Source organism: Lysinibacillus sphaericus OT4b.31 (assembly GCF_000392615.1).
GTDB classification, from domain to species: Bacteria; Bacillota; Bacilli; order Bacillales_A; family Planococcaceae; genus Lysinibacillus; species Lysinibacillus sphaericus_B.
In genome coordinates, this window is record NZ_KB933398.1 from 1,253,218 (window position 1) to 1,275,115 (window position 21,898).

Genomic DNA, 21,898 nt, shown 5'->3' on the forward strand with positions numbered 1-21,898 from the left:
TTCTCCCATCCCCTTTGTGAAAAAGAGGCGTCTCTATCTGTCGAGGATAGTGGCGTCTCTTTTATTTTTTCATGATGATGTTAGGGTGATTATAAAGGATTGTTTTGTGAGAATTCAGTAAGCACTTTTAGAAATTTACAGCGCTTCCTCTAATTTTTTTATGACTAATTTAGCTTAAGTTAAATATAAAAAGGATAGGGACTCATCACTAGTGTTTGAGTCCCTATCCTTTGAAAAATAGTATAATTGCATTATTTAGTACGCCATAAAGTAGCGTGGTCTGTTTGAATACGTTCAATTTTTTGTTGCAGCATGCGTTTTTTTAATTCACGTTCTGCAGATTGTTCTGTTAATGAATAGATGAAGGCTATCTCATTGGTTGATAATGTATGGTACTTCAGAAATAATTCTTCAAATGTTGGTAATGGTTGACGGATAAGTTGTTCATCCATCATTTCTTGTAATATATGCTCGTAAACTTCATAAGAGTAGCTACCACTAACTTTTAGTCCCTCATCTTCAATACACTCATTGAAAAAAACGATACTTGGTACTTCATCTACTTCCATTTCGCGTTTAATATATAAATCGCATTGGAAGGCACGAGCAGCTTCCTTTGAACCGAAATCTACAGTAAATTCATTCATATCTAATTGTACATCCTCTGCAATTTTTAAGAGAGTTGCATAGGAATTTACATCTTCATGTTTCAGTAATACATATTCTTGTAATTTGGACAAATATCGTGCGCCTGCACGTTTACCCTGTAACTCTGCTGCTTTGATGGCAATAGAAGGTAAAACAGGATGGTTGATGTCGAGTTCAATCCCAGATCCACAGCCTTTCGTACGCTTGCTCAGACAATTCAGAGAAGAAAGCTCTGTGCTTAGTACAAAACGCCATGTGAAATAATGATTATACTCAAGCTGTAATTTGCGAATAATCGCTTGCATACTGAAAGCTTCAGGACAAAGTGGATCTACGAAAATATACAATTCAATTGGCTTAATGGCAGTAGAAATCGCGTGAGTAGGCTCTTGTAGCATTTGAATATTATTCACGTAATAATTCCCCCTCATCGTCATTAGGTGTATTAATCATGTGATGAGCTGTTAACACTAAACGCTGATAATAAGTTTCACGGAACTTTCCTTCCAAACCAACTTCATCCATTGCTTCGGCCATACATTCGAGCCAAGCTTGTGCACGATCAGGTGTAATGGCAAAATTCATATGACGTGCACGCATCATTGGATGTCCATGTTCTTCTGTAAAAAGATTTGGTCCACCTAAATACTGTGTTTGAAATTGAATTTGCTTGCGGGCTGTCTCAGTTAAATCTTCTGGAAAGATTGGAATAAGATCAGGATGCTGAGCGACTCTTTTATAGAACGCATGGATGAGTTCTGAAAGTTTTTCAGCTCCCAGCTCCTCATAAGGAACAGTGTATTTTCGACTCATGGGTAAATGCTCCTTTAATTCTTTATATGAAGTATATCGTAAAGTACGAATCAATTTGTTGGCAGGACAAATTGTCTTTTTTATAGATTTTGAATTTGTTCACCAGAAAAATGTGAATTTCTTGTGACTACCTTCATTCTATCAACGTCTTTTCGTTTACACAAACAAAGAGCTCTCGATTAGTTTTTCGCTAGAAAAGCACAAATTTCACCATCAAGGGTGAAATTTGCTGAGAAAGACTGAAAATATAGGGATACTGCGATTAAGCTGTGAAGTAATTCATCACTTTTTTGACATAGTTCTGCGTTTCTTTAAAAGGAGGAATGCCACCATATTTTGTCACACGGGAAGCCCCCGCATTGTATGCTGCTAAAGCTAGAGATGGATCATTATCGAATTTATCGAGCATTTGACGTAAATATTTGGCTCCTGCCATGATATTTTGTTCAGGGTCAAAGGCATTTGTGACACCTAAATACTGAGCTGTTTTTGGCATTAATTGCATTAAGCCCTGTGCTCCTGCATGGCTTACGACACTAGCATTAAAATTAGATTCTTGTTTGATTACAGCAGCGATTAGTTTATCAGGTACATTATACGTAGCTGCGGCCTTTTCAATGATTGAAGCGTATCTACTTGCTCCTGCCAGTGAGTTTGCATAAGCTGTCGAGCCAATAACATCATCAGAAACGTAGCTATCTAACTTTGTGCTAGATTGTGTGTTTGCTAATGCTGTATAAACAGATGCAGGTACATAGACTGAATTTGAGCCTTTATATAGTAACGATTGGATAGCCATATTTGACGTATTGCCAGGTGCGTTAGCTAAATTACCAAGCTGACTCATAATATCTGATGTGTTTGAAGATGAACTCATACCGAGTAAACTAGACATTTTTGCACTACTAGCTGTTGTGGCATCGCCGAGCAATTCGCCAATCATATCAGAAAAGATAGAATTATTGTCTGTTAGAGCGTTCGATGATGAACTTTCAGTAGAACCTAGTGATTGTAGTGCTTGAATTTCGAGTAAAGTCTTTAGTGATTGGATATCCAAGTAGTTGGTCACTCCTTCTTTCGGCAGTTAAGCAATCATGATTGTTTTTTATGTGCTTGCAATGCTTTCATAAAGCGTGCAATTTTTTTATCTGTAACTTGTTTTTTTATACCATATTGTTGTAGAAATACGTCGAAGATTGCATTTCCTTTTATTACATCATTTGATTCATATTCTACCTCATAATCGTCACACTGCAAATAGAAAGAATGATCAAATACAAGAAGCCCGTCTTTGTAAGGAATTTCGACACGGTCCGTAGTGAGGGAACCAAATACTTCTAATGCATCTAAATGGACATTATATACGGCTAGTCTTTTTGCTACTTCTGGAGCAAAAAAGCCTTTACCATCAAGCATTTTCTTTGCCTGCTCTGCAGTCAATACATCAGTTGTTTCAAGGTGTTCATGTTCTGCTGATTTTTCTTTTAGGGTACATTCATAATAATTGTCGATTTGTCGAATACGGAGCCCGCTCTTTAAATTTCTAATCGCATGAAGCGGTGTGTCGAAATAATGATTTGTTTGACGATGAATTGCATTGTCTCTAATCTGGAAATCTTTCAATAATTGCTCATATTGTTGTTTTGTTAAGAGATTTTTAAATTCAATTTCAAGTTGTTGTGACATTGTTTTCACCTTACCTGTTTATTTTTTAGGATTAAGAAGGAACTGTTTCGCGCATCCTTTTGTTCAATATAATCGAATACTACCACGTGGAAATACGCTTTTTTTATAGAGAAGTTTGTTAATGGTTTTCACAATTACACACTGCAACTATTTACCCCATATGCTAAAATAAGAGGAAGAGTAAGACGAAAAGGGGACCATCAAGTGCGTAAAATTTATACGATAGAATTATTTTATTTTGAAAATCAACAACTTCATTTTAGTTTAAACGACAATGAATTAAATTTACAGTTAAAGCCTGCAGCACAATTAATCGCAGATTCGGATGATTTTGCTTTTATCTATTTACTTGATGCAGGAGAGGACTATCATTACTTGCGTTTCCCTACAAGTAGTTGGGAGAATCTTGTACATATTTTACAAGCAAGGCAAAATCCAATGTTACAAGTAGGAGAAGAAGTGATGGAACTTGTAAACTTCTACGAGGAATTGGAAATGCTCGTGTATAATATTGAGGGAAATTACAATTATGGAGCAGAATTTGTTCAAGCAGTGGAACAACACTTCAAGGCAGTTCTCGCTGACTAAAAAGACAAAACGAACAGACGGTGTTCGTGTTCAATGCCGTGTGTCGGGAGGTTTTAGCGATGGGACAATGGGAGATCTTTTTAAGTCCTTATAAACAAGCAGTAGACGAGTTAAAAATAAAATTAAAAGGTATGCGTTCTCAATTTGGTATTGTAAATGCAAACTCACCAATTGAATTTGTAACAGGACGTGTAAAACCGCTAGCAAGTATATATGATAAAACGTTAGAAAAAGGACTAGCCTTTGAACCTTCAAAGCAACTAGGCGATGAACTTGGTGATATTGCAGGTGTTCGTATTATGTGTCAATTTGTAGACGATATCTCGACAGTGACTGAGCTGATACGACAGCGTAAAGATATGCGTGTAGTGGAAGAACGCGACTATATTACGCATAGCAAACCAAGTGGTTATCGCTCACACCATATGATTGTAGAATATCCAGTTGAGACCATACAGGGAAAAAAGGTTGTACTAGCAGAAATTCAAATACGTACACTAGCCATGAATTTCTGGGCATCAATTGAGCATTCTTTAAACTATAAATATAAAGGCATGTTCCCAGAAGAAATCAAAAATCGCCTACAGAGTGCAGCGGAGGCAGCTTTCCGATTAGATGAAGAAATGTCATCAATTCGTAGTGAAATCCAAGAAGCACAGGCTTACTTTAGTGAATACAAAGAAGCATCGAATCCTAATTTACTATCGGAGAAGGAGCGTGACGCGCAATGAAATTTTCCATTCAATCACGTAGAGATGCGCAGTCGAACGAATTAATGGAGTTAGCAAAAACATATTTGCAGGATTTTGGATTAACGTATGATGAAGAAATGCCTGAAATTGTTGTATCTATTGGAGGAGATGGTACGCTATTGCACGCTTTCCATCGATATTCCCACTTATTAGATCAAGTTGCCTTTGTGGGTATCCATACAGGGCATTTAGGCTTTTATGCTGACTGGAAGCCATCTGAATTGGAAAAGTTGGTATTATCCATCGCCAAAAAAGACTTTAATGTCGTTGAGTATCCATTATTGGAAGTAAAAGTAGAACATCATAATACAGAATCAAATACGTATTTGGCGTTAAATGAGGCAACGGTGAAATCACCAGATGTGACGCTTGTTATGGATGTGGAGTTAAATGGCAATCAGTTTGAACGTTTCCGTGGTGACGGTCTTTGTGTCTCAACGCCTTCTGGTAGTACAGCCTATAACAAAGCCCTCGGAGGAGCTATTATTCACCCGACATTAGCAGCACTGCAAATTACTGAAATTGCATCCATTAATAACCGGGTGTTCCGTACAGTTGGTTCACCACTTATTTTACCAGCACATCATCACTGTATATTACGTCCAGTTAATGAACAAAACTTTAATATGACAGTAGACCATCTGCAAGTCACTCAAGGTGATGTGAAGTCAATTGCATTTAATGTAGCAAATGAAAGAGTGCGTTTTGCACGTTTCCGACCATTCCCATTTTGGGAGCGAGTACATGAATCATTTGTGGCTAACGAATAACATGGATACACGGTATACATTAAGTTTTACAGCACAGAAAGATGGCCAGCTTTTACGAGAGGCATTAAGTGGATGGCACATTTCCAAACGCGCATTAACAGCCATTAAGTTTGAAGGTGGCTTACTAACAGTAAATGGCGTCGAACGTAATGTGCGCCACCCTCTGCAAATGGGCGATTGTGTTGAAGTAAAATTTCCACCAGAAGAAAAAAGTGAGGGACTTGTCGTTGAATATGGTGAGCTTATAATTGTCTACGAAGATGAAACAATCTTAGTGCTCGATAAGCCAGCACATCAAAGTACCATTCCGTCACGTGAGCATCCGACAAAAAGTATCGCAAATAATGTATGTGGCTATTTTGAGCACCTAGGTCTAGCCTCGACAGTTCATATTGTCACAAGGCTTGATCGTGATACGTCAGGCTTACTATGCATTGCCAAACATGCACATATCCATCACTTAACAGGACTTGCACAGCGAGTTGGGCAAGTGTCGCGCGAATACGAAGCTATTGTACATGGACATGTAATGGAGGATTGGCAGTCCATTATTGCGCCGATTGGACGTAAAGATACGAGTATTATTGAGCGTGAGGTGCGAAAAGATGGCCAGTTTGCCCACACAGACGTGTCAGTAAAACGGCGTTTCCACATTGAAGAGGAGCCGATGACACACATTCGATTAAAGCTTCATACAGGGCGGACACATCAAATTCGTGTGCATATGGCTTATCTTGGTCATCCACTTGTGGGAGACGAATTATACGGCGGAACACGACAATGGATAGATCGTCAGGCATTACATTGTGTTTCATTGTGTATGCAGCATCCTTTAACCAGAGAGATTTTGCACTTTACGAGTTCTTTAAATGGAGATATGCAACAGTTAATTGATAACAGTTAGACTAATTTATAGATGAAGAGATGGCTACTGGATAAAGTGAAATAATTAGGGAGATGTTCGCAAAAACGGGCATCTCCTTATCATTTTTTTGTACGATGTCCCGTTCTTAACAGCATATTTACAGAAAATAGAGCAATTGTAGGGTATAGTAGAGTAGAAAGTTTAGGTCAAAGAAAAAAAGAGTTTGCAGAAATAGTACAATACCTACTATTATATAAAAGGTAGATTTACGTCATTGTACGTACAAATGAATTTAATGCTCGGAAGGAGGGGACAAGCATGATAGAGGAAAGAAATGAAAAGGATGATGTGCAATTTGACGAAGCACATTTACGAAAAATGCTCGAGGGGCATGATATTGAAGCATTCCGTGATGAGTTTTTAGAGCTTCATCCATATGATCAGGCAACGTTTTATGAAAAGGTGGAACCTGATATAAGGAAAATCATCTATTCGTTCTTGTCTCCGACGGAAATGGCTGATATTTTTGAGGCAATTGAAATAGATGATGATGAATATAAAGCATATCTAGCAGAAATGGATCCGGCCTATGGGGCAGAAATGCTCTCGCATATGTATGCAGATGATGCGGCGGACGTTTTAAATGAGCTAGATACTAAACAACGTGAAAGCTATTTAGGCATGATGGATGAAGAAACGGCTGAAGAGATTAATGAGCTATTAAGCTATGATGAATATACGGCCGGTTCTATCATGACGACTGAATATGTAGCTATACCGGAAAATTCAACAGTACGTTCAGCAATGGCTATTTTACGTAAAGAGGCACCGAATGCTGAAACAATTTATTATATCTTTGTTGTAGATGAAGCGCATCGCCTCACAGGCGTCATTTCACTGCGTGATTTAATTATTGCTAATGAGGACACACTAATTCGTTCCATTATGAATGAACGTGTTGTCATGGTGCATGTTGGCGATGACCAAGAAGCGGTTGCGCAAATCATGAAGGATTATAATTTCCTAGCTACACCAGTTATTGATAATAAGGGCGAGCTACAGGGGATTATTACGGTTGATGATATTATCGACGTCATCGATGAGGAAGCGTCAGAGGACTATTCTAAATTAGCTGGTATCTCTGATATGGATAAATTTGATACGAGCTCTTGGCAAGCAGCAAAAAAACGGTTACCATGGCTTGTCATTTTGTTGTTTTTAGGAATGCTGACTGCAAATTTAATGGGGCAATTTGAAGATACATTAGATAAGGTAGCGTTACTTGCTGTATTTATCCCTCTTATTTCAGGTACTTCAGGGAATAGTGGTACACAGGCATTAGCCGTAGCTATTAGAGGGATTGCGACAGGGGACGTCGAAGAACATAGCAAGTTGAAGTTGCTAATTCGTGAGGCTGGCACTGGCCTCATGACAGGCATTGTTTGTGGATTGATAGTTATCGGTGTTGTTTATTTTTGGAAGCATGAGCTTATTCTTGGCATGCTTGTAGGTGCAGCAATTTGCGGTTCGATTTTAGTGGCAACCCTTGCAGGATCATTTATTCCATTACTGATGCATCGCATGAAAATTGATCCAGCTGTTGCATCTGGTCCATTTATTACAACATTGAATGATATTACGAGTATTTTAATTTACTTAGGATTAGCAACAATGTTTTTAAGTCAGATAGGCTAAGAACCTATTCCTTTCTTTTTGCATATTGTATGGAAAAAAGGGAAGTGAAAATGGTGGATCGAGAGCCACGTTTGTTTATTAAATCACCAACTTATTTTTTAAATATTTCCAAAATGCTGCATGAACTTGATTTAGAGGATGAGTTGGATGAAAGTACGTCAGTGTATATTAGGGACCAATATGGCGATGAGCCCGACATGCTAGAAAAAGAGATTCAGAAAGACGTACAAATCGATGAATACGTACTTAAACAACTCCAATTTTTAGAAAAACCATTTCGACAAAAGGTATATCAACCGTTATTAATAACTTTAAAAGATGGTAGAAAACTTAGTGGAACTGCATCTGATTTACAGATTGATTCATTGATGCTTAGTTCTGTAGAGTTAAAAACACAAGAGATTATACTTTTTGAGGATATTCAAGAAATATTATGGCGCGGAAAAAACTTGCCAACTTTATAAAAAAGTGTACAGCAGAGGATGCTGTACACTTTTTTTTATGTGTAGTGTGTCAAAGGAGGAAAGAATTAATTACAAATCCCTAAGTCAACATCAGCAATACATTGTACTGCGCAGAAACAAGATAAATCTACCGTAATACAGCTGTCAGTAGAATTCCAATCGTCTACTTTACAAATTTTCTTCATATTAACGCAACAGCCGTCACGACTTAATAAGTCTACAGTGCTTTCGCTAGAATCGAATGTGCATAAAGGTTCTAAAACGCGTAAAGTAGCGCAGCACTCATCAAACATATCTTCTACACGGAAAAATACAGATGTACATATACATGGATCTGCTGAAGGTGAGCTAAAGAAAGCTTTGAATGGAGTACCGTCTTTTGTAATTAACATAAATACACGAGTATCTGCTGCTGAACGTGCAGGACTAACGATGCCACCAAGTGGCTCTAAGAAACAGTTTGATGTACATGGTGAACACTCATCTTGTACCGCTTGATTTTGAATATCTAAAATTGCGCGTACTACGTCACAAACGCAACCTGCTGAATGGATAGGGCTAATAGGATTTGTTGGTTTACCACAACCCATATTGTCACCTCCTTTCCTTGTTACTACTCCTACAATATGTACTTTTGTAATATGGACTCGGGCTTTTGTATATATCTTCGAATGAATAGTTTTTTTTATGTGTGGTGAAACTGTAATGAAAAGGAGGGTAAATACTTGAGGTTATTAGGGATGATGCTACCGATAGTGGTCTGTATGGCACTACTTAGTGGTTGCACAGATAAAGAAAAATTTATTGTTTATGGTTCGCCTAAAAATGAAGAAGAAGTTGAGGCGGTTTTAAAAGAGGAAAAATTTATTGAAAGAACAACGGTTATACAATATGACGGTAAAATGCTTGTTGCCGTGCAATTTAAACCGTGGGATAAGTGGAAAAAAGCCAAATTAGAAAAGAAGTTACAAAAGAAATTTGATAAAAAATATCCAAACGATGAAGTATTTGTCTCGGCTGATTACAAAATTTTTTATGAAGCCAATAAAATAAATAAAGACCAACTTGAAGATAATAAGCTAAGCGATAAAATCACAGAACTGAAAAAGCTAGCACAGGAGGAGACATAATGGAAAAAGAGCAATATCAACAGTTAGAACAAAGTGTAACACCAAAGCCAACTTACTTCAAAAATATTGCAAAGGCATTTTTTGTAGGAGGCATTATTTGTACAATCGGACAAGCTGTTTCTCTTTTTTATATTATTTTCTTTGATTTTACAGAAGCAACAGCAGGTAACCCAACGGTTTCAACAATGGTATTTTTTGCAATGATTTTAACGGGCTTTGGCATATACAAAAAAATTGGTCAATTTGGAGGAGCAGGATCGGCAGTACCTGTTACCGGATTTGGTAACGCTGTTATCTCAGCGGCAATTGAACATAAATCTGAGGGACTGGTACTGGGTGTAGGTGGAAATCTCTTCAAATTAGCGGGATCTGTAGTATTATTCGGTGTTGTTTCAGCATTTTTCGTTGCGCTCATTAAATACATTCTTGTGACGTTAGGGGTGGTGTCATGGTAATTGTCTTTCAATCGAAACCGTCTTTATTAGCAGGTGGTGTGGTAGCAGGGCCTTTGGAAAATCGTAGTATTTTCAGTCAGTATTTTGATACCATTTACGATGATGAGCGCTGGCAAATGGACACAAATGAACAAGGCCATCGAAAGATGATTCAAGAAGCTTGCGAAATTTTGATGAAAAAGTCAGGCGTGAAAAACTTAGAAATTGATTTCTTTTTGGGGGGCGATTTAGTCAATCAAATGACGCCTACCAATTTTGCTGCAAGAGAACTAGCCATCTCATTTATTGGATTATTCTCCGCATGTGCCACTTCTGTTTCATCCGTAATCGTTGCAAGTCTTTTAACTGAGTTAGGTGCATCTAACTTATCGATTGCTGGAGCATCCAGTCAACATAATGCCATTGAGCGACAGTTTCGATATCCCGTCAATTACGGGGCACAGAAGCCTCAGACTGCGCAATGGACTGTAACAGCTGCTGGTTTCGCACTGGTTGGTAAACATCGAGAAGAATGCCCATGTATTGAAGCAGCAACGATTGGTAAGGTCATTGATTATGGAATGGATGATCCGTTCCATATGGGTGCAGCGATGGCACCGGCTGCCTTTCAAACAATTCAATCCCATTTAGAGCAACGTAATCAAAAATTTCATCACTATGACTTAATTTTAACGGGTGATTTAGGTCAGCTCGGATTAAAGCTTCTGAAAGGGATGCTAGTAGAAAATGGCGTGAAAAAAGAAGAATTAACACTTCTACGCGATGCTGGAGCAGAATTTTATGGACAAGATGAGGCATTCCAATCAGGAGCAAGTGGAGCAGGCTGTTCAGCAGCTGTTTTTTTTAGTTATATAATTCAACAGTTGCGAGCGGGAAGCTATAAACGAGTGCTTCTTGTGGCAACAGGTGCATTATTGTCTCCACTTTCTTATCAACAGGGAGAGACAATTCCATGTACAGCACATGCAATTGAAATTACAATGAAATGAGGCAAAATCTATGGTTATGACATTTGTATTTGCTTTTATCGTTGGCGGCATTATTTGTGTCATCGGACAATTATTAATGGATGTTGGCAATTTAACGCCAGCACATACGTTAAGTACGTTAGTCGTCGCAGGTGCAATTTTGGATGGGATGGGTTTGTATGAGCCTCTCATTCATTTTGCAGGTGCAGGTGCAACCGTGCCAATCACATCATTTGGTAACTCCTTAACGCACGGTGCATTGGCTGAAGCCGAAAAGCATGGTCTTGTTGGTGTATTAACAGGGATGTTTGAAGTGACAAGTTCAGGTATAAGTGCAGCAATTGTCTTTGGATTCATTGGCGCATTAATTTTTAAACCAAAAGGAAATGTTGACTAGACGAATACCCCTCTCTTATTTACAACTATACATATTATAGGTTGTAGAAGGGAGGGGTGCTTTTATGGGATACCAAGGCTGGTGCGCACAACCGTATGGAAATAATGTTGCAGGTGCAAATAGCTGGAACAATAATTATTGCGGAGGCAGTAACAATTATGGCTATGGCTCAACGTTTGTGCTGATTGTTGTCCTTTTCATTCTTCTAATTATTGTCGGCGCTACTTTCGTTAGTTATTAACTTAGTTTACATGATCATTTTCTAAGTGTTGATATGATTTTTAGGCTTTAGCTTTTTCAGCGAGTCACTAAAACAAGCTGAAATTGGTTAAAGCCTCCAACAGTTGTCAAAAATGTGTCGTGCGCGATAGCAAAGAATGCATTTTTGATAATTACGTTGAGGTGGAATTGATAGGAGGGGGAACATGCATCGCTCGTTTTTTAATTCTATTGAACAAAAAACAGGTGTATCGATGGATGAAATCTTCGCATTAGCAAATGCAATTCAACATGCAGATTTTACAAATGAAAAACAAGTTAGAAAAGTCGTACGCCGTGTAGCAAAAGTGTCCAATAGACAAATCACACAAGAACTCGAAGATAAATTAGTGCAATCTATTATTCAAGATGGCTCTTCACTAGATTTGGATAAGATTACTAGAATGATGAAATAACATGGCATGTCCATCACAGGGAAACATCCCGTTAAGTATGGAGCTGGCTTGCTTAAGTGCTTATTCAAACAATAATCGAAAATTAAAGCATTTAAGCAGTCACATAAAAAGGTGTTACGACCATGCATTAGCATTTTCGTAACACCTATTCATCTTCATTCTGAGAACCATCTATAGATGGTTCTTTCTAAGAAGGCCATTTGTGAGTACAACATCATGATGAACTAAAGCCTATGACAGATGTCGTGGATTTTAACAGGGATGAATTGTGTTACATAATTCAAAATCCGAACGCAAATATGTCTAGGCATATTCGATTAAATACTTTTTTCCATAGCACGATGAGGAATACCAGCATCCATAAATTCTGGAGACGTTACTGTGTAACCAAGCTTTTCATAAAAAGGAATAGCATAGCTTTGTGCATGAAGTTTCAATTTCTTCTTATTTATAGAGATGGCGTGCTTCTCCATTTCTTGCATGATTAGCGCACCTAGTTTTTTGCCACGCTGTGTTTGTAGAATACATACACGTTCAATTTTTGCTGTGTCATTTTCTACACCACGAAGACGTGCAGCGCCGACAGGCTCATGATTTTCATACATAATGAAATGCGTCGCAGTTGCATCCTCAGCATCACATTCTAGATGAAGAGGCACACCTTGTTCCTCTACAAATACTTTTTTGCGGACAGTGAATGCATCATCATGTTCTTTCTGTGTATCAACAATCTTAACAGTATACAAAGGTCATTCAGCTCCAGTCAGTCGGAATGTTTCGTAAGTTGTCCAGGAGCCGTCCTCCAATTGGTATAATAAATGAAAGCGATCAATCGTGTCTTTCTCGTCGACACCTATCATACGTAATTGGCCAAAGATGTCATCGTGCTCAGAGTCAGTCATTTTTTGTGCAATCGTAATATGCGGTACGAAGACATGTTTAGTATCGCCAAAAGATATTTTTTCTTCTAGAACATTATGGAATGTTACTAATTGTTCTGTTGGTTCAATGCGGAAATAAATTGCATTGGTTGTTGGGAAAAACGAACTTATGCGTGATGCATAAATGTTTAAAGGTGCATATTTCGCAGCGATTTCATCTAATTGCTTAACGATGGATTGAATATCCTCTTCCGTTGCATCAAAGCTGTCCTTTAATGTCATATGCGGTGTAATTTTTGCATAATGCGGATCGTAACGCTTGCGATACATATTCGCTAAGTCTTGTAATTTTTTTGATGGAAATGCCACAATTCCGTACTTCATAGTCCATTACCTCCCTAAAATAAACAATTTTTCTATCTAAGTATAACAGAAATTTCGTATTTCGTAATTTGAATCGCCTAATATTAATTGAAATTTTCAATTAATGCTCGACGAAGGTCGGGTTTCCAATATTTCCATGTATGATTGCCATCAAACTCGTCATAAAATGTAGAAAAGCCTTTACTTATCATTAGATTATGCAATTGGCGATTCGGAGTTAAAAAATCCTTGACTGTTTTATCTGTTGTGATGACTTTATCTTCTTTTTTACCAATGATATGATAAATGGAAATCGCTCCTGGATCTTTGAAATTTTCAACAGCTTTCAGTACATCTTCATCGACAAGTGGTGATTGTAAAATGACTTTTCCAAAAATGCTTGGGTATTTTAGAGCTGCCATTAAAGAAGCGGTTGCAGCCATCGAGTCACCGATTACAGCGCGGCTCATCCCCATTTGGTAGGTTGCATATTCTTCATCTAAATAGGGCACAAGCTCATGAGCTAAAAAACGCAGATAAGCTTCATGCTGTTCACCGCTTGGCAAATATTTGTGACGTCGATCTTTTATATCTTTGTATGGAACGAATACAATAATTAAATTTTCGATTTCATAGTCATCAATAAGTTCATCAGCTAGTTTTGTAATCCCTCCAAGTTGAAAGTAATCTTTGCCGTCTGATGCAATTAATATATTATATTTATATAGCGGAGAATAATTTGCAGGGACATAAATATAAAGCTGTAATTCCTCACGTAATGCTTCACTATAAAACTTTAAATCCTGAACTGTTCCCTTATCCAACGATGACACTCCTTCATGTAGTTTGTAACAAAATTGTATCATATTACGTAAGTAAAGGTATAATAGATTGGGCTAGCCTTGTACTAGCAATAAAAATGGAAATGAGGGTAAGAATATGCATGATAAAAGTATTCGCGTGCATTCCGAAGAAGTAGCGAAAGCAGCTTTAGGTGCGCTAGTTCGTCGGGGTGTGACGCTTGAGGACATTGCTAAAATTGTTTATGAAATGCAAAAATCTTATAATGATGGCTTGACATTAGAGCATTGTGTTCATTCTGTTGAGCGTGTGCTGCGTAAACGTGAAGTCCAACATGCGGTCTTAGTAGGAATAGAATTAGATGAACTTGCAGAGAAAAAGTTATTGTCATCGCCACTACAACAAATTATTGAATCTGATGAAGGTTTATTCGGAGTTGATGAAACAATTGCCCTTGGATCTGTTTTTACATATGGTAGCATAGCTGTAACAACTTTCGGTCACTTAGACAAACAAAAAATTGGCATTATTAAAAAGCTCGACACGGAACCTGGGCAGCATGTGAATACATTTTTAGATGATTTAGTTGCAAGTATTGCGGCTTCAGCAGCTTCACGCATTGCACACCGCATGCGTGACTTGGAAGAAGAAGGCGAAACATTTGCGGATATTGAGCCTGAAGAGCTCGGACCAAAACCAAAACCCCATAATGAAATTTAGTCTTTTCAAAAGAACTCTCAAAAACAGATGAACGTTGCACAAAGATGTAAATAACAAGAGTTTCTTCTATATTAAAAAAGAGCCTCCCAATTAACTTGGGATGGCTCTTTTTTTTATTTTGTATCGTTATATGCGTTTAAAAATTCTTTTACTTTTTCACTGTCGGCTTCAAGTTTTAATCCTGTGTTTACGAGTGGAGAAACGGTTGAAACAGCAGGCTTTTTATTGCCTTGGTAGTAACTGATGAACTCATCTTGATTAATCGAATAAAGAATGGCTTTACGTAAATCAGCTGATTTAGATAATGCACGACCAGATGTGTTCATTTGTAAGTATGTGACAGCGTTACTATCTGCCGTGTTTAATGTTAGTTTGGCATCAGATTTTACGATATCAAGCTTCGTTTCTGGTACTGCTTGTAATACGTGGATCTCACCGTTACGTAAGGCTGATACAGCACTATCATTATCTGCAATAAATCGAACGTTGACTTTAGCAATCTTTGGTTCATACTCACTACCTACGCGATAGGCAGGGTTTTTTAGGAATTGTGCTTCATAATCATTCTTTTGAACAAGAATGTATGGGCCACTAGCAAATAGTTGGTTATTGTATGTTGCAGAACCTTCAGTAATTGTTGCTTGATCACCGTATGCAATATCTTTATTTGGATTATAGTTTGCTACATCATATGTGTTAATACTTGTTACTTGTTTTTCAGACACGATACCACCAGATTGATGTGCTAAGTAGTTTAATACTTGCGGGAATGGTGTTGGTGTTGTAATTTTCACCACTTGGTAAGCACCAGTTGCATTATTCACGGCACCTTTATCCTTAGCTAATTGAGCTACAGTAGCAGGTAAATTTTGAGATAATGCATCTAAAATCGATTTGTCTGAGCCTGCCACTTTTTTATTTTGTAGTTCTGTTAAGTCTGTTACAGCCTCAACAGTCTCAATGTTTTCATGAATGCTATAAGTACGATGGTCTGGTACTGATTTTGAATCTTTTGCGCGATTTAATGAGAATACTACATCCTCAGCCGAAACTAATTCACCAGTATCCACAGCAGCCCCGTCCTTGATGGCTGCAAAATGAATATCATCACGTAACATAAAGTAGTATTCTTGATTTCCTTCAGCAATGGCATGGTTATAGGATAAAGAGCCATCTGAAACAACTTCATCCGTATCCGTTAAGTTGACAAGTCGAACATACATGTTTGTATTAAGTGTATTAATAGAACCATCATTGCCTTTGATTGGATCAAGAGATGTTAATGAATCAAGTGTTTGATGTAAAATTAAAGTTTCTGTTGAATTTAATGAGGCATCATTAAATTCAATGTTCTCCCATACTTGGGCACGTGATTTCGGTAAAAGTACAGATTTTGGATTGACTAAGTCAGAATATATCCCTTGATATTTATTGGAAATGTATAGCGGTGCAATATGCGCTTGATCGAATACCAATCGTTCTTCAAGTTCTTTATATTTGGTTACTGCTTCATCGCCCGTTAAAGTACTTGCTTCATCAATTAAAGCATCTAAAGTTGAATCAGCTACGACACTATAGTCACCGCCAGTTTTGAATAAACCCCGTACAGCATAATCAGGATTTCCAGTCACTGTCGTCCAGCTAGAAAGTGCAATATCATAGTTGCCAGCTTCTTTTTGTGCTGAAAACGATCCATAATCCGGTTGAATATTTAGCTTAACATCAAAGCCGTTTTTTACTAGTTGATCACGTACGATATTCATATCTTCTTCTGCTGCAGCCATACCTAATAATTCAATTGTCGAGTTTCCGTCATCTTTAGAGTTTTTACCACCCTCTACTTCTGTCTTTGTTTGTACACAGCCTGCTAATGCTAAAACTGCAATGACTAAAAATAACAGTAATTTCTTCATATTAAGAACCTCCGATTTTTTTAATTTGTTTTTGGATCTAAAGCATCTCGTAAACCATCACCTAAGAAGTTAAAGGACAGGACGAGCAGCATAATACAAAGACCTGGGAAAATAGCAACATAGGAATGTGTTTCCAGGTACGTACTACCAACTTTCAAAATGTTACCCCATTCAGGAATGTGCGGCTCAATACCGAGCCCTAAAAAACTTAAGCTACTTGTAGAAATCACTGCACCACCAATTGTTAATGTGGCTTTGACAATCATCGGTGCTAAAGAGTTCGGAACAATATGTTTAAAGATAACCGCTGCATCAGAAGCCCCAAGAGCCCTAGCGGATTCAACGAATTCATAATTCGAAAGCTGCATCACATTTGCCCGCATAGTACGTGCATATGTAGGGATAGCCCCAACGCTGAGTGCAATGATTAAATTAATGGTATTTGCACCAAAAGCGGCAATAATGGCAATGGCTAGTAGTATGCCAGGGATCGCATATAAAATATCCAGACTGCGCATGATGATGTTATCTGTTGATCTCCCATAATATCCGGAAACTGCACCGAGAGCGCCACCAACTAATGCTGGAATGATTGTTGAGAAAAATCCGACAATTAACGAAATTTGAGCACCAAAAACGATGCGAGAAAATAAGTCACGCCCGTAATTATCAGTCCCAAGGGGATACTGTAATGATGGTTTTTGTAACAATGCACCATAGTTATTTTTAGTTGCAAAGTCGTAATCGAACGTCCAAGAACTTGTCACAGATAGTGAAAAAATAAGGATGATGAAAAATAATCCGAATATCGCCATTGTATTACGTATAATTTTTTGCCACATTTTTTGCCATTTTACAATGGCTGATGGATTTGCTTTTCTAGTCTTTTGAATGAGGCTAAATCCTAACAAAGTTGCAAATAAATTACCTGTAACAGTGGCAATGAGAAGCAAGATACCAGGCACCATCATCCATTTAGGGGTTTCCGTTGCTGTAACGAATTTTGTACAAAGGAATAACATCAAGATATAAAAAATAGCAAGTAGTAAAAATAACCCCATTGCGACGACAAATGTATCGGTAACATAGGATTTAAATAAATTCAAAGCTGAAATACCAATAATAAACAGCTGGGTAATAAATGCATAGGCTGCAAAAGTATATTCAGCTGTCTTTGTTTTTGACACGAGCATAAAAGCGAAGGAGACTGAGAAAATATTGCCTGAAGCAATAGTCAGTAGCAATGGATAACCAAGTAAGCGCGTTCTTTGTTGTATGTCACCATGCTTTGCTAAATCACTCTTTATTCGTAATGTGAGGAAGCCAACATAAACTGTCGTTAGTAAATAAACAAAGAACAAAAGTAATATGATTGGTCGCCAACTTTGACTAGAAAAATTGTAGCTGTAAGCTAGAAATAATAAAGAAAATAGTAAGGAAAAGACAAAGGTAAAATGTGCATTGACATATTCCTGTGTAATTTTCAAAAGTAGTTTGACATGTATGATAGTTTTCACAGGTGATCCCCCTTTAAGACTTCTTCATTTTCGAGCGAATACGTGGATCGAAAAAGGCATACAGAATATCGATCAACAAATTGACAATCGAAATGGTAATGGCAATATAGACAACGCCACCGAGGATAGCTGGAATATCAGGTATGAATTGTTTATCAACAATATAGCTACCAATTCCACTAATATTGAAAACCTTCTCCGTAACAGAAGCGCCTCCTAACATTCCTCCAAAGAGAAGTCCAATCACCGTGATAATAGGAATCATGGCATTACGTATTGCGTGCTTTGTAATAACTTTATATTCATTTAAACCCTTTGCTTTAGCAGTAATAATATAATCTTCATGAATAACTTCGAGCATACTTGATCTTGTCATCCGGGCAATAGATGCCGTTATTGAAGTACCCAAGACAACGACAGGCATCAATAGTGATAACCAATTTTGTGGATTATACGTGGCTGGTAACCATTGTAGTTTTAACGCGAAAGTTAAGATGAATAGTAAGCCTTGCCAAAAACTTGGGATCGATAAGCCAATTAGGGCAATAAACATGAATGTGTAATCTAAGTATGAATTTGGGCGGACTGCTGAAATAATGCCAACAGGAATCGCAATGGCAATGGCCATTAGCAGTGAGAATAGAGCAATTTCAAGTGTGACAGGGAATTTATTGGCAATGCTATGTGTAATATCTTCTTTGCCAGCAAATGATGTGCCCAAATCAAATGTGAATAGACCAGAAAGCGCATGCCATAATTGTGATAAATAGGGTTGATCTAAGCCATAAATACGATTAAAGTTAGCAACTTGATCGGGAGTTGCCTCGACGCCGAGTAAGTTTCTTGCTGGATCAAACGGCGACAAATATAAAATCGTAAAAACGAGTGTTGCAACACCAACGATAACGATGAAGCTTTGTAATATCCGTTCAATAATAAATTGTAGAAATGGATTCGCAAACAATAGTAGTAATACATAAAATAACACTGCTGGTATAAACGTGATTGCTACAAATTTTTGTTTTTTCAGCTGCTGCCCCAAAAACTGTAAATAGGATGAATCATAGAGGCCTTCATTGGCTAAATCTTTCTCTACAATTCGGTTAAGCTTTGCATCTGCTAAAGAAGTAGCTACTGTTTGTACCTGTTGTTCAGATATAGGATCATTGAAAAAGCGAGCCTTGGCCTGTTCTTGTTCTGCAAATGCAGACTGCCACTGTCCATAAGATCCATTTACTTTATAAAACTGACATTGTTGCTCAAATCGTTGCTTGTATATGTGTGAATTTTTGCTTTTTCGATAAAAGAAATATGTAAATGGATGGATCAAGACACTAAAAAGAAAAAGTAGCAACGTGTAGTGTCGATGATGCAATAATTTTTGATAAACCGTAAAAAAGAATACATGTTCCTTTGTTGATGAATGACTTTTTGACATAACCATGCATTTCCTCCAAACGTAAATGACATAACAAGTATTATATTGTATAATTCCTATCAGTATTGTAAAGTATGGATTATACTTGGTATTAAGTCAATCATAAAATTTAAAAAAGGATGGATTGAATGAGTGAAAAGCTTTTAGAAATCAACAATCTTCGTGTGTCCTTTATTACTGGGGAGACAGAATTTGAAGCAGTAAAAGGTGTTAGCTTTCATGTAAATAAAGGTGAAACCCTCGGAATAGTAGGAGAGTCAGGAAGCGGAAAAAGTGTAACGGCTCGTTCAATTATGCGCTTACTTCCTTCACCACCTTCATTTCTAAAATCAGGAGAGATTGTGTTTCAACAACAAGAGCTTACTGCCTTAAACGAAAAGCAGATGGAAGCAATACGTGGGCAAGATATAAGTATGATTTTTCAAGACCCGATGACATCTACAAATCCTACTATCCGAGTAGGCGAACAAGTAGCAGAAAGTTTAAGAAAGCACCAATCACTTTCAAAAACAGATGCTTACAAGCAAACGATTGAATTATTAAAGCTTGTAGGGATTCGAGATGCAGAACAACGTTATAAACAATACCCTCATGAATTTTCAGGTGGTATGCGTCAACGGGTTATGATTGCAATGGCCTTAGCATGTAATCCATCTTTGCTGATTGCAGATGAACCCACAACCGCACTTGATGTGACAATCCAAGCGCAAATATTAAAATTAATGCGTGACATGCAAAATAAAATGGGTACATCAATTATTTTAATTACGCATGATTTAGGTGTTGTTGCAGGTATGTGTGATCGAATCATTGTTATGAAAGAAGGCGAGATTGTTGAGCAAGGTACTACCGAAGAAATTTTTACGAATGCTCAGCATCCCTATACAAAAAAACTACTGAATGCTTTACCAAAATTACATGAGAAGAAACAGCCTAAGCCATTATCAAATTTATTGGCAGGCATAGATGCAACGAAACCATTAATTGCAGTAGAGCATCTTTCAAAGGAATTTGAATTGGGACGTGGTCAAACAGTAAAGGCGGTTAATGATTTATCATTTCATATTTACCCAGGTGAAACGTTAGGGCTTGTAGGAGAATCAGGTTCAGGTAAATCGACTACGGGACGTACGATTTTGCAGCTACATCAGCCTACAAATGGTGAGGTTTTGTATCAGGGAGTACCAATTACGAGGCTAACAGCAAAGCAATTGAAAGCAATGCGTCGCCATATGCAGATTATTTTCCAAGACCCGTATTCTTCTTTAAATCCTCGAAAAAAAATAGTAGATATTGTTGGAGAGGCATTAGATATTCATAAACTTGTGAAAACAAATGAAGAACGCCAACAGCGCGTTGAACATTTACTTGAACTTGTGGGCTTAAACAAAGAACATGCAATGCGTTATCCACATGAGTTTTCTGGTGGTCAACGCCAACGTATTGGTATTGCAAGAGCATTGGCTGTTGAACCGAATTTTATCGTTTGTGATGAACCACTATCTGCGCTAGATGTTTCGATTCAAAAGCAAATTGTCGATTTATTAAAGGATTTACAGCAGCGTCTGGGTCTGACTTACTTATTCATTGCGCATGATTTATCTATGGTTAAGCATATAAGCGATCGTGTGGCTGTCATGTACGGTGGGAAAATTGTTGAGCTTGCTGAAAGTGAAGAGCTATACACGAATCCGCAACATCCATATACTCGCGCATTGTTGCAAGCGATTCCAGTTCCAGACCCAGCAATAGAAAAACGAAAATATGCTGTTTCAGAAAATGAGGAACTACAAGTCCAATATGATGTAGAAAATAGTGAACTCGTTGAAGTTTTACCTAATCATTGGGTTGCAGTAACATCTACATAACTTGAATGTAATAGCTTGATATTTTACAATAGAAACAACGTGAAACTTTTTTCAATCAGCGGGGGCTTTTACTATCCACGCAGTTGTTCAGTTGAACGTATCAGACTTTTACAGTGCTCAGCTGTGAACTTCAGTTTAAGCATGCAATATAGAGGCCACTTGTTAAAGTGTGATAATGGCGAATAGTTGTGAGGGAACTACTCAAGACATAAAAACGTTAATAACGAGTGGTACAATCATTGTGGCTGTTGCTTTGTATATGATTTTTGGCAGAACACCAGCGAAGATAAGGATACTGCTACTTCTGAGCAACAAGGCATTATTACAATTGAAGCGGTTGAAGAAAAGACCGGAGATGATCGCTTTAATGTAGAGTGTAGAGTATATAAAAGCTTATGACGGGTTATCACTATAAAACTGTACAGTAAAATTTTGTACACATTAAGATCGCAAAGTGTTGATATTACTGTAATTTCATGTAGGTCTTCAAAA

25 protein-coding genes are annotated in these 21,898 nt (G+C 37.6%); 14 read left to right on the forward strand and 11 right to left on the reverse strand.

Going from position 1 to position 21,898, the window contains the following annotated elements; all coding sequences use genetic code 11:
• Positions 1–251: 251 nt before the first annotated feature.
• The 4 genes from H131_RS05615 to H131_RS05630 form a co-directional block, all read right to left on the reverse strand.
• Positions 252–1,061, reverse strand: a complete 810-nt coding sequence (locus tag H131_RS05615; protein WP_010858109.1) for a DsbA family protein — start codon at positions 1,059–1,061, stop codon at positions 252–254.
• On the reverse strand, positions 1,054–1,461 hold the full coding sequence (locus H131_RS05620; RefSeq protein WP_010858110.1) for a globin domain-containing protein: 408 nt from the start codon (positions 1,459–1,461) through the stop codon (positions 1,054–1,056). The genes H131_RS05615 and H131_RS05620 overlap by 8 nt, the downstream gene beginning before the upstream one ends.
• A 262-nt stretch (positions 1,462–1,723) precedes the next feature.
• Positions 1,724–2,518, reverse strand: a complete 795-nt coding sequence (locus tag H131_RS05625; protein ID WP_010858111.1) for a lytic transglycosylase domain-containing protein — start codon at positions 2,516–2,518, stop codon at positions 1,724–1,726.
• A gap of 35 nt (positions 2,519–2,553) precedes the next feature.
• Positions 2,554–3,147, reverse strand: a complete 594-nt coding sequence (locus H131_RS05630) for a CYTH domain-containing protein (protein ID WP_010858112.1) — start codon at positions 3,145–3,147, stop codon at positions 2,554–2,556.
• 204 nt (positions 3,148–3,351) lie between these two features.
• Between H131_RS05630 and H131_RS05635 the strand changes: the two genes are divergently transcribed.
• From H131_RS05635 to H131_RS05660, 6 genes are all read left to right on the forward strand, one after another.
• Positions 3,352–3,735 (forward strand): UPF0738 family protein, encoded by a 384-nt coding sequence (locus H131_RS05635; protein WP_010858113.1) that lies wholly within the window; start codon positions 3,352–3,354, stop codon positions 3,733–3,735.
• A gap of 59 nt (positions 3,736–3,794) precedes the next feature.
• The gene (yjbM, locus tag H131_RS05640) at positions 3,795–4,466 is read left to right on the forward strand and encodes a GTP diphosphokinase (protein ID WP_010858114.1); all 672 of its coding nucleotides are present in this window, start codon (positions 3,795–3,797) and stop codon (positions 4,464–4,466) included.
• Positions 4,463–5,257 carry an NAD kinase gene (locus H131_RS05645; protein WP_010858115.1) on the forward strand — a complete coding sequence of 265 codons (795 nt, stop codon included), beginning with the start codon at positions 4,463–4,465 and terminating at the stop codon, positions 5,255–5,257. Before yjbM ends, H131_RS05645 begins: the two co-directional genes overlap by 4 nt.
• A 1-nt stretch (position 5,258) precedes the next feature.
• On the forward strand, positions 5,259–6,161 hold the full coding sequence (locus H131_RS05650) for an RluA family pseudouridine synthase (RefSeq protein ID WP_036131130.1): 903 nt from the start codon (positions 5,259–5,261) through the stop codon (positions 6,159–6,161).
• 279 nt (positions 6,162–6,440) lie between these two features.
• Positions 6,441–7,817, forward strand: coding sequence for a magnesium transporter (mgtE, locus tag H131_RS05655; RefSeq protein ID WP_010858117.1), 1,377 nt, complete (start codon positions 6,441–6,443; stop codon positions 7,815–7,817).
• A 50-nt stretch (positions 7,818–7,867) separates the two neighbouring features.
• Complete coding sequence (locus H131_RS05660; protein ID WP_010858118.1) at positions 7,868–8,281, forward strand: hypothetical protein; 414 nt, start codon at positions 7,868–7,870, stop codon at positions 8,279–8,281.
• A 65-nt stretch (positions 8,282–8,346) separates the two neighbouring features.
• Here H131_RS05660 and H131_RS05665 read toward each other — a convergent pair whose 3' ends face one another.
• Positions 8,347–8,871: a CotY/CotZ family spore coat protein gene (locus H131_RS05665; protein ID WP_010858119.1), complete on the reverse strand. Its 525-nt coding sequence runs from the start codon at positions 8,869–8,871 to the stop codon at positions 8,347–8,349.
• A gap of 135 nt (positions 8,872–9,006) precedes the next feature.
• Between H131_RS05665 and H131_RS05670 the strand changes: the two genes are divergently transcribed.
• From H131_RS05670 to H131_RS05690, 6 genes are all read left to right on the forward strand, one after another.
• Complete coding sequence (locus H131_RS05670; RefSeq protein WP_010858120.1) at positions 9,007–9,411, forward strand: hypothetical protein; 405 nt, start codon at positions 9,007–9,009, stop codon at positions 9,409–9,411.
• The gene (gene spoVAC / locus H131_RS05675) at positions 9,411–9,866 is read left to right on the forward strand and encodes a stage V sporulation protein AC (RefSeq protein WP_010858121.1); all 456 of its coding nucleotides are present in this window, start codon (positions 9,411–9,413) and stop codon (positions 9,864–9,866) included. Before H131_RS05670 ends, spoVAC begins: the two co-directional genes overlap by 1 nt.
• On the forward strand, positions 9,860–10,855 hold the full coding sequence (locus H131_RS05680) for a stage V sporulation protein AD (protein WP_010858122.1): 996 nt from the start codon (positions 9,860–9,862) through the stop codon (positions 10,853–10,855). The genes spoVAC and H131_RS05680 overlap by 7 nt, the downstream gene beginning before the upstream one ends.
• Positions 10,856–10,871: 16 nt before the next feature.
• The gene (gene spoVAE / locus H131_RS05685) at positions 10,872–11,231 is read left to right on the forward strand and encodes a stage V sporulation protein AE (RefSeq protein ID WP_010858123.1); all 360 of its coding nucleotides are present in this window, start codon (positions 10,872–10,874) and stop codon (positions 11,229–11,231) included.
• 64 nt (positions 11,232–11,295) lie between these two features.
• Positions 11,296–11,472 (forward strand): YjcZ family sporulation protein, encoded by a 177-nt coding sequence (locus H131_RS25945; RefSeq protein ID WP_010858124.1) that lies wholly within the window; start codon positions 11,296–11,298, stop codon positions 11,470–11,472.
• 184 nt (positions 11,473–11,656) lie between these two features.
• Positions 11,657–11,905 (forward strand): stage VI sporulation protein F, encoded by a 249-nt coding sequence (locus H131_RS05690; protein WP_010858125.1) that lies wholly within the window; start codon positions 11,657–11,659, stop codon positions 11,903–11,905.
• Positions 11,906–12,222: 317 nt separating this feature from the next.
• On the opposite strand, the gene H131_RS05695 is transcribed toward H131_RS05690, so the two are convergent.
• From H131_RS05695 to H131_RS05705, 3 genes are all read right to left on the reverse strand, one after another.
• Positions 12,223–12,651: a GNAT family N-acetyltransferase gene (locus H131_RS05695; protein ID WP_010858126.1), complete on the reverse strand. Its 429-nt coding sequence runs from the start codon at positions 12,649–12,651 to the stop codon at positions 12,223–12,225.
• A 3-nt stretch (positions 12,652–12,654) separates the two neighbouring features.
• Positions 12,655–13,170 carry a YjcG family protein gene (locus H131_RS05700; protein WP_010858127.1) on the reverse strand — a complete coding sequence of 172 codons (516 nt, stop codon included), beginning with the start codon at positions 13,168–13,170 and terminating at the stop codon, positions 12,655–12,657.
• An 83-nt stretch (positions 13,171–13,253) separates the two neighbouring features.
• Positions 13,254–13,973 (reverse strand): alpha/beta hydrolase, encoded by a 720-nt coding sequence (locus H131_RS05705; protein WP_010858128.1) that lies wholly within the window; start codon positions 13,971–13,973, stop codon positions 13,254–13,256.
• A gap of 115 nt (positions 13,974–14,088) precedes the next feature.
• On the opposite strand from H131_RS05705, the gene H131_RS05710 reads away from it, so the two are divergent.
• A complete protein-coding gene (locus H131_RS05710; RefSeq protein ID WP_010858129.1) occupies positions 14,089–14,670 on the forward strand; it encodes a phosphatidylglycerophosphatase A family protein in 582 nt (193 codons plus the stop codon).
• Between the two features lie 113 nt (positions 14,671–14,783).
• Here H131_RS05710 and H131_RS05715 read toward each other — a convergent pair whose 3' ends face one another.
• Genes H131_RS05715 through H131_RS05725 form a run of 3 tightly spaced genes read right to left on the reverse strand, consistent with a single transcriptional unit; the run spans position 14,784 to position 19,544 of the window.
• Entirely contained in the window at positions 14,784–16,583 is a 1,800-nt protein-coding gene (locus H131_RS05715; protein ID WP_010858130.1) for an ABC transporter substrate-binding protein, read from the reverse strand.
• Between the two features lie 20 nt (positions 16,584–16,603).
• Positions 16,604–18,100, reverse strand: a complete 1,497-nt coding sequence (locus H131_RS05720) for an ABC transporter permease (protein ID WP_010858131.1) — start codon at positions 18,098–18,100, stop codon at positions 16,604–16,606.
• A gap of 13 nt (positions 18,101–18,113) precedes the next feature.
• Positions 18,114–19,544, reverse strand: coding sequence for an ABC transporter permease (locus H131_RS05725; RefSeq protein WP_010858132.1), 1,431 nt, complete (start codon positions 19,542–19,544; stop codon positions 18,114–18,116).
• A gap of 122 nt (positions 19,545–19,666) precedes the next feature.
• On the opposite strand from H131_RS05725, the gene H131_RS05730 reads away from it, so the two are divergent.
• Positions 19,667–21,406, forward strand: coding sequence for an ABC transporter ATP-binding protein (locus tag H131_RS05730; protein WP_010858133.1), 1,740 nt, complete (start codon positions 19,667–19,669; stop codon positions 21,404–21,406).
• Positions 21,407–21,898: the final 492 nt, after the last annotated feature.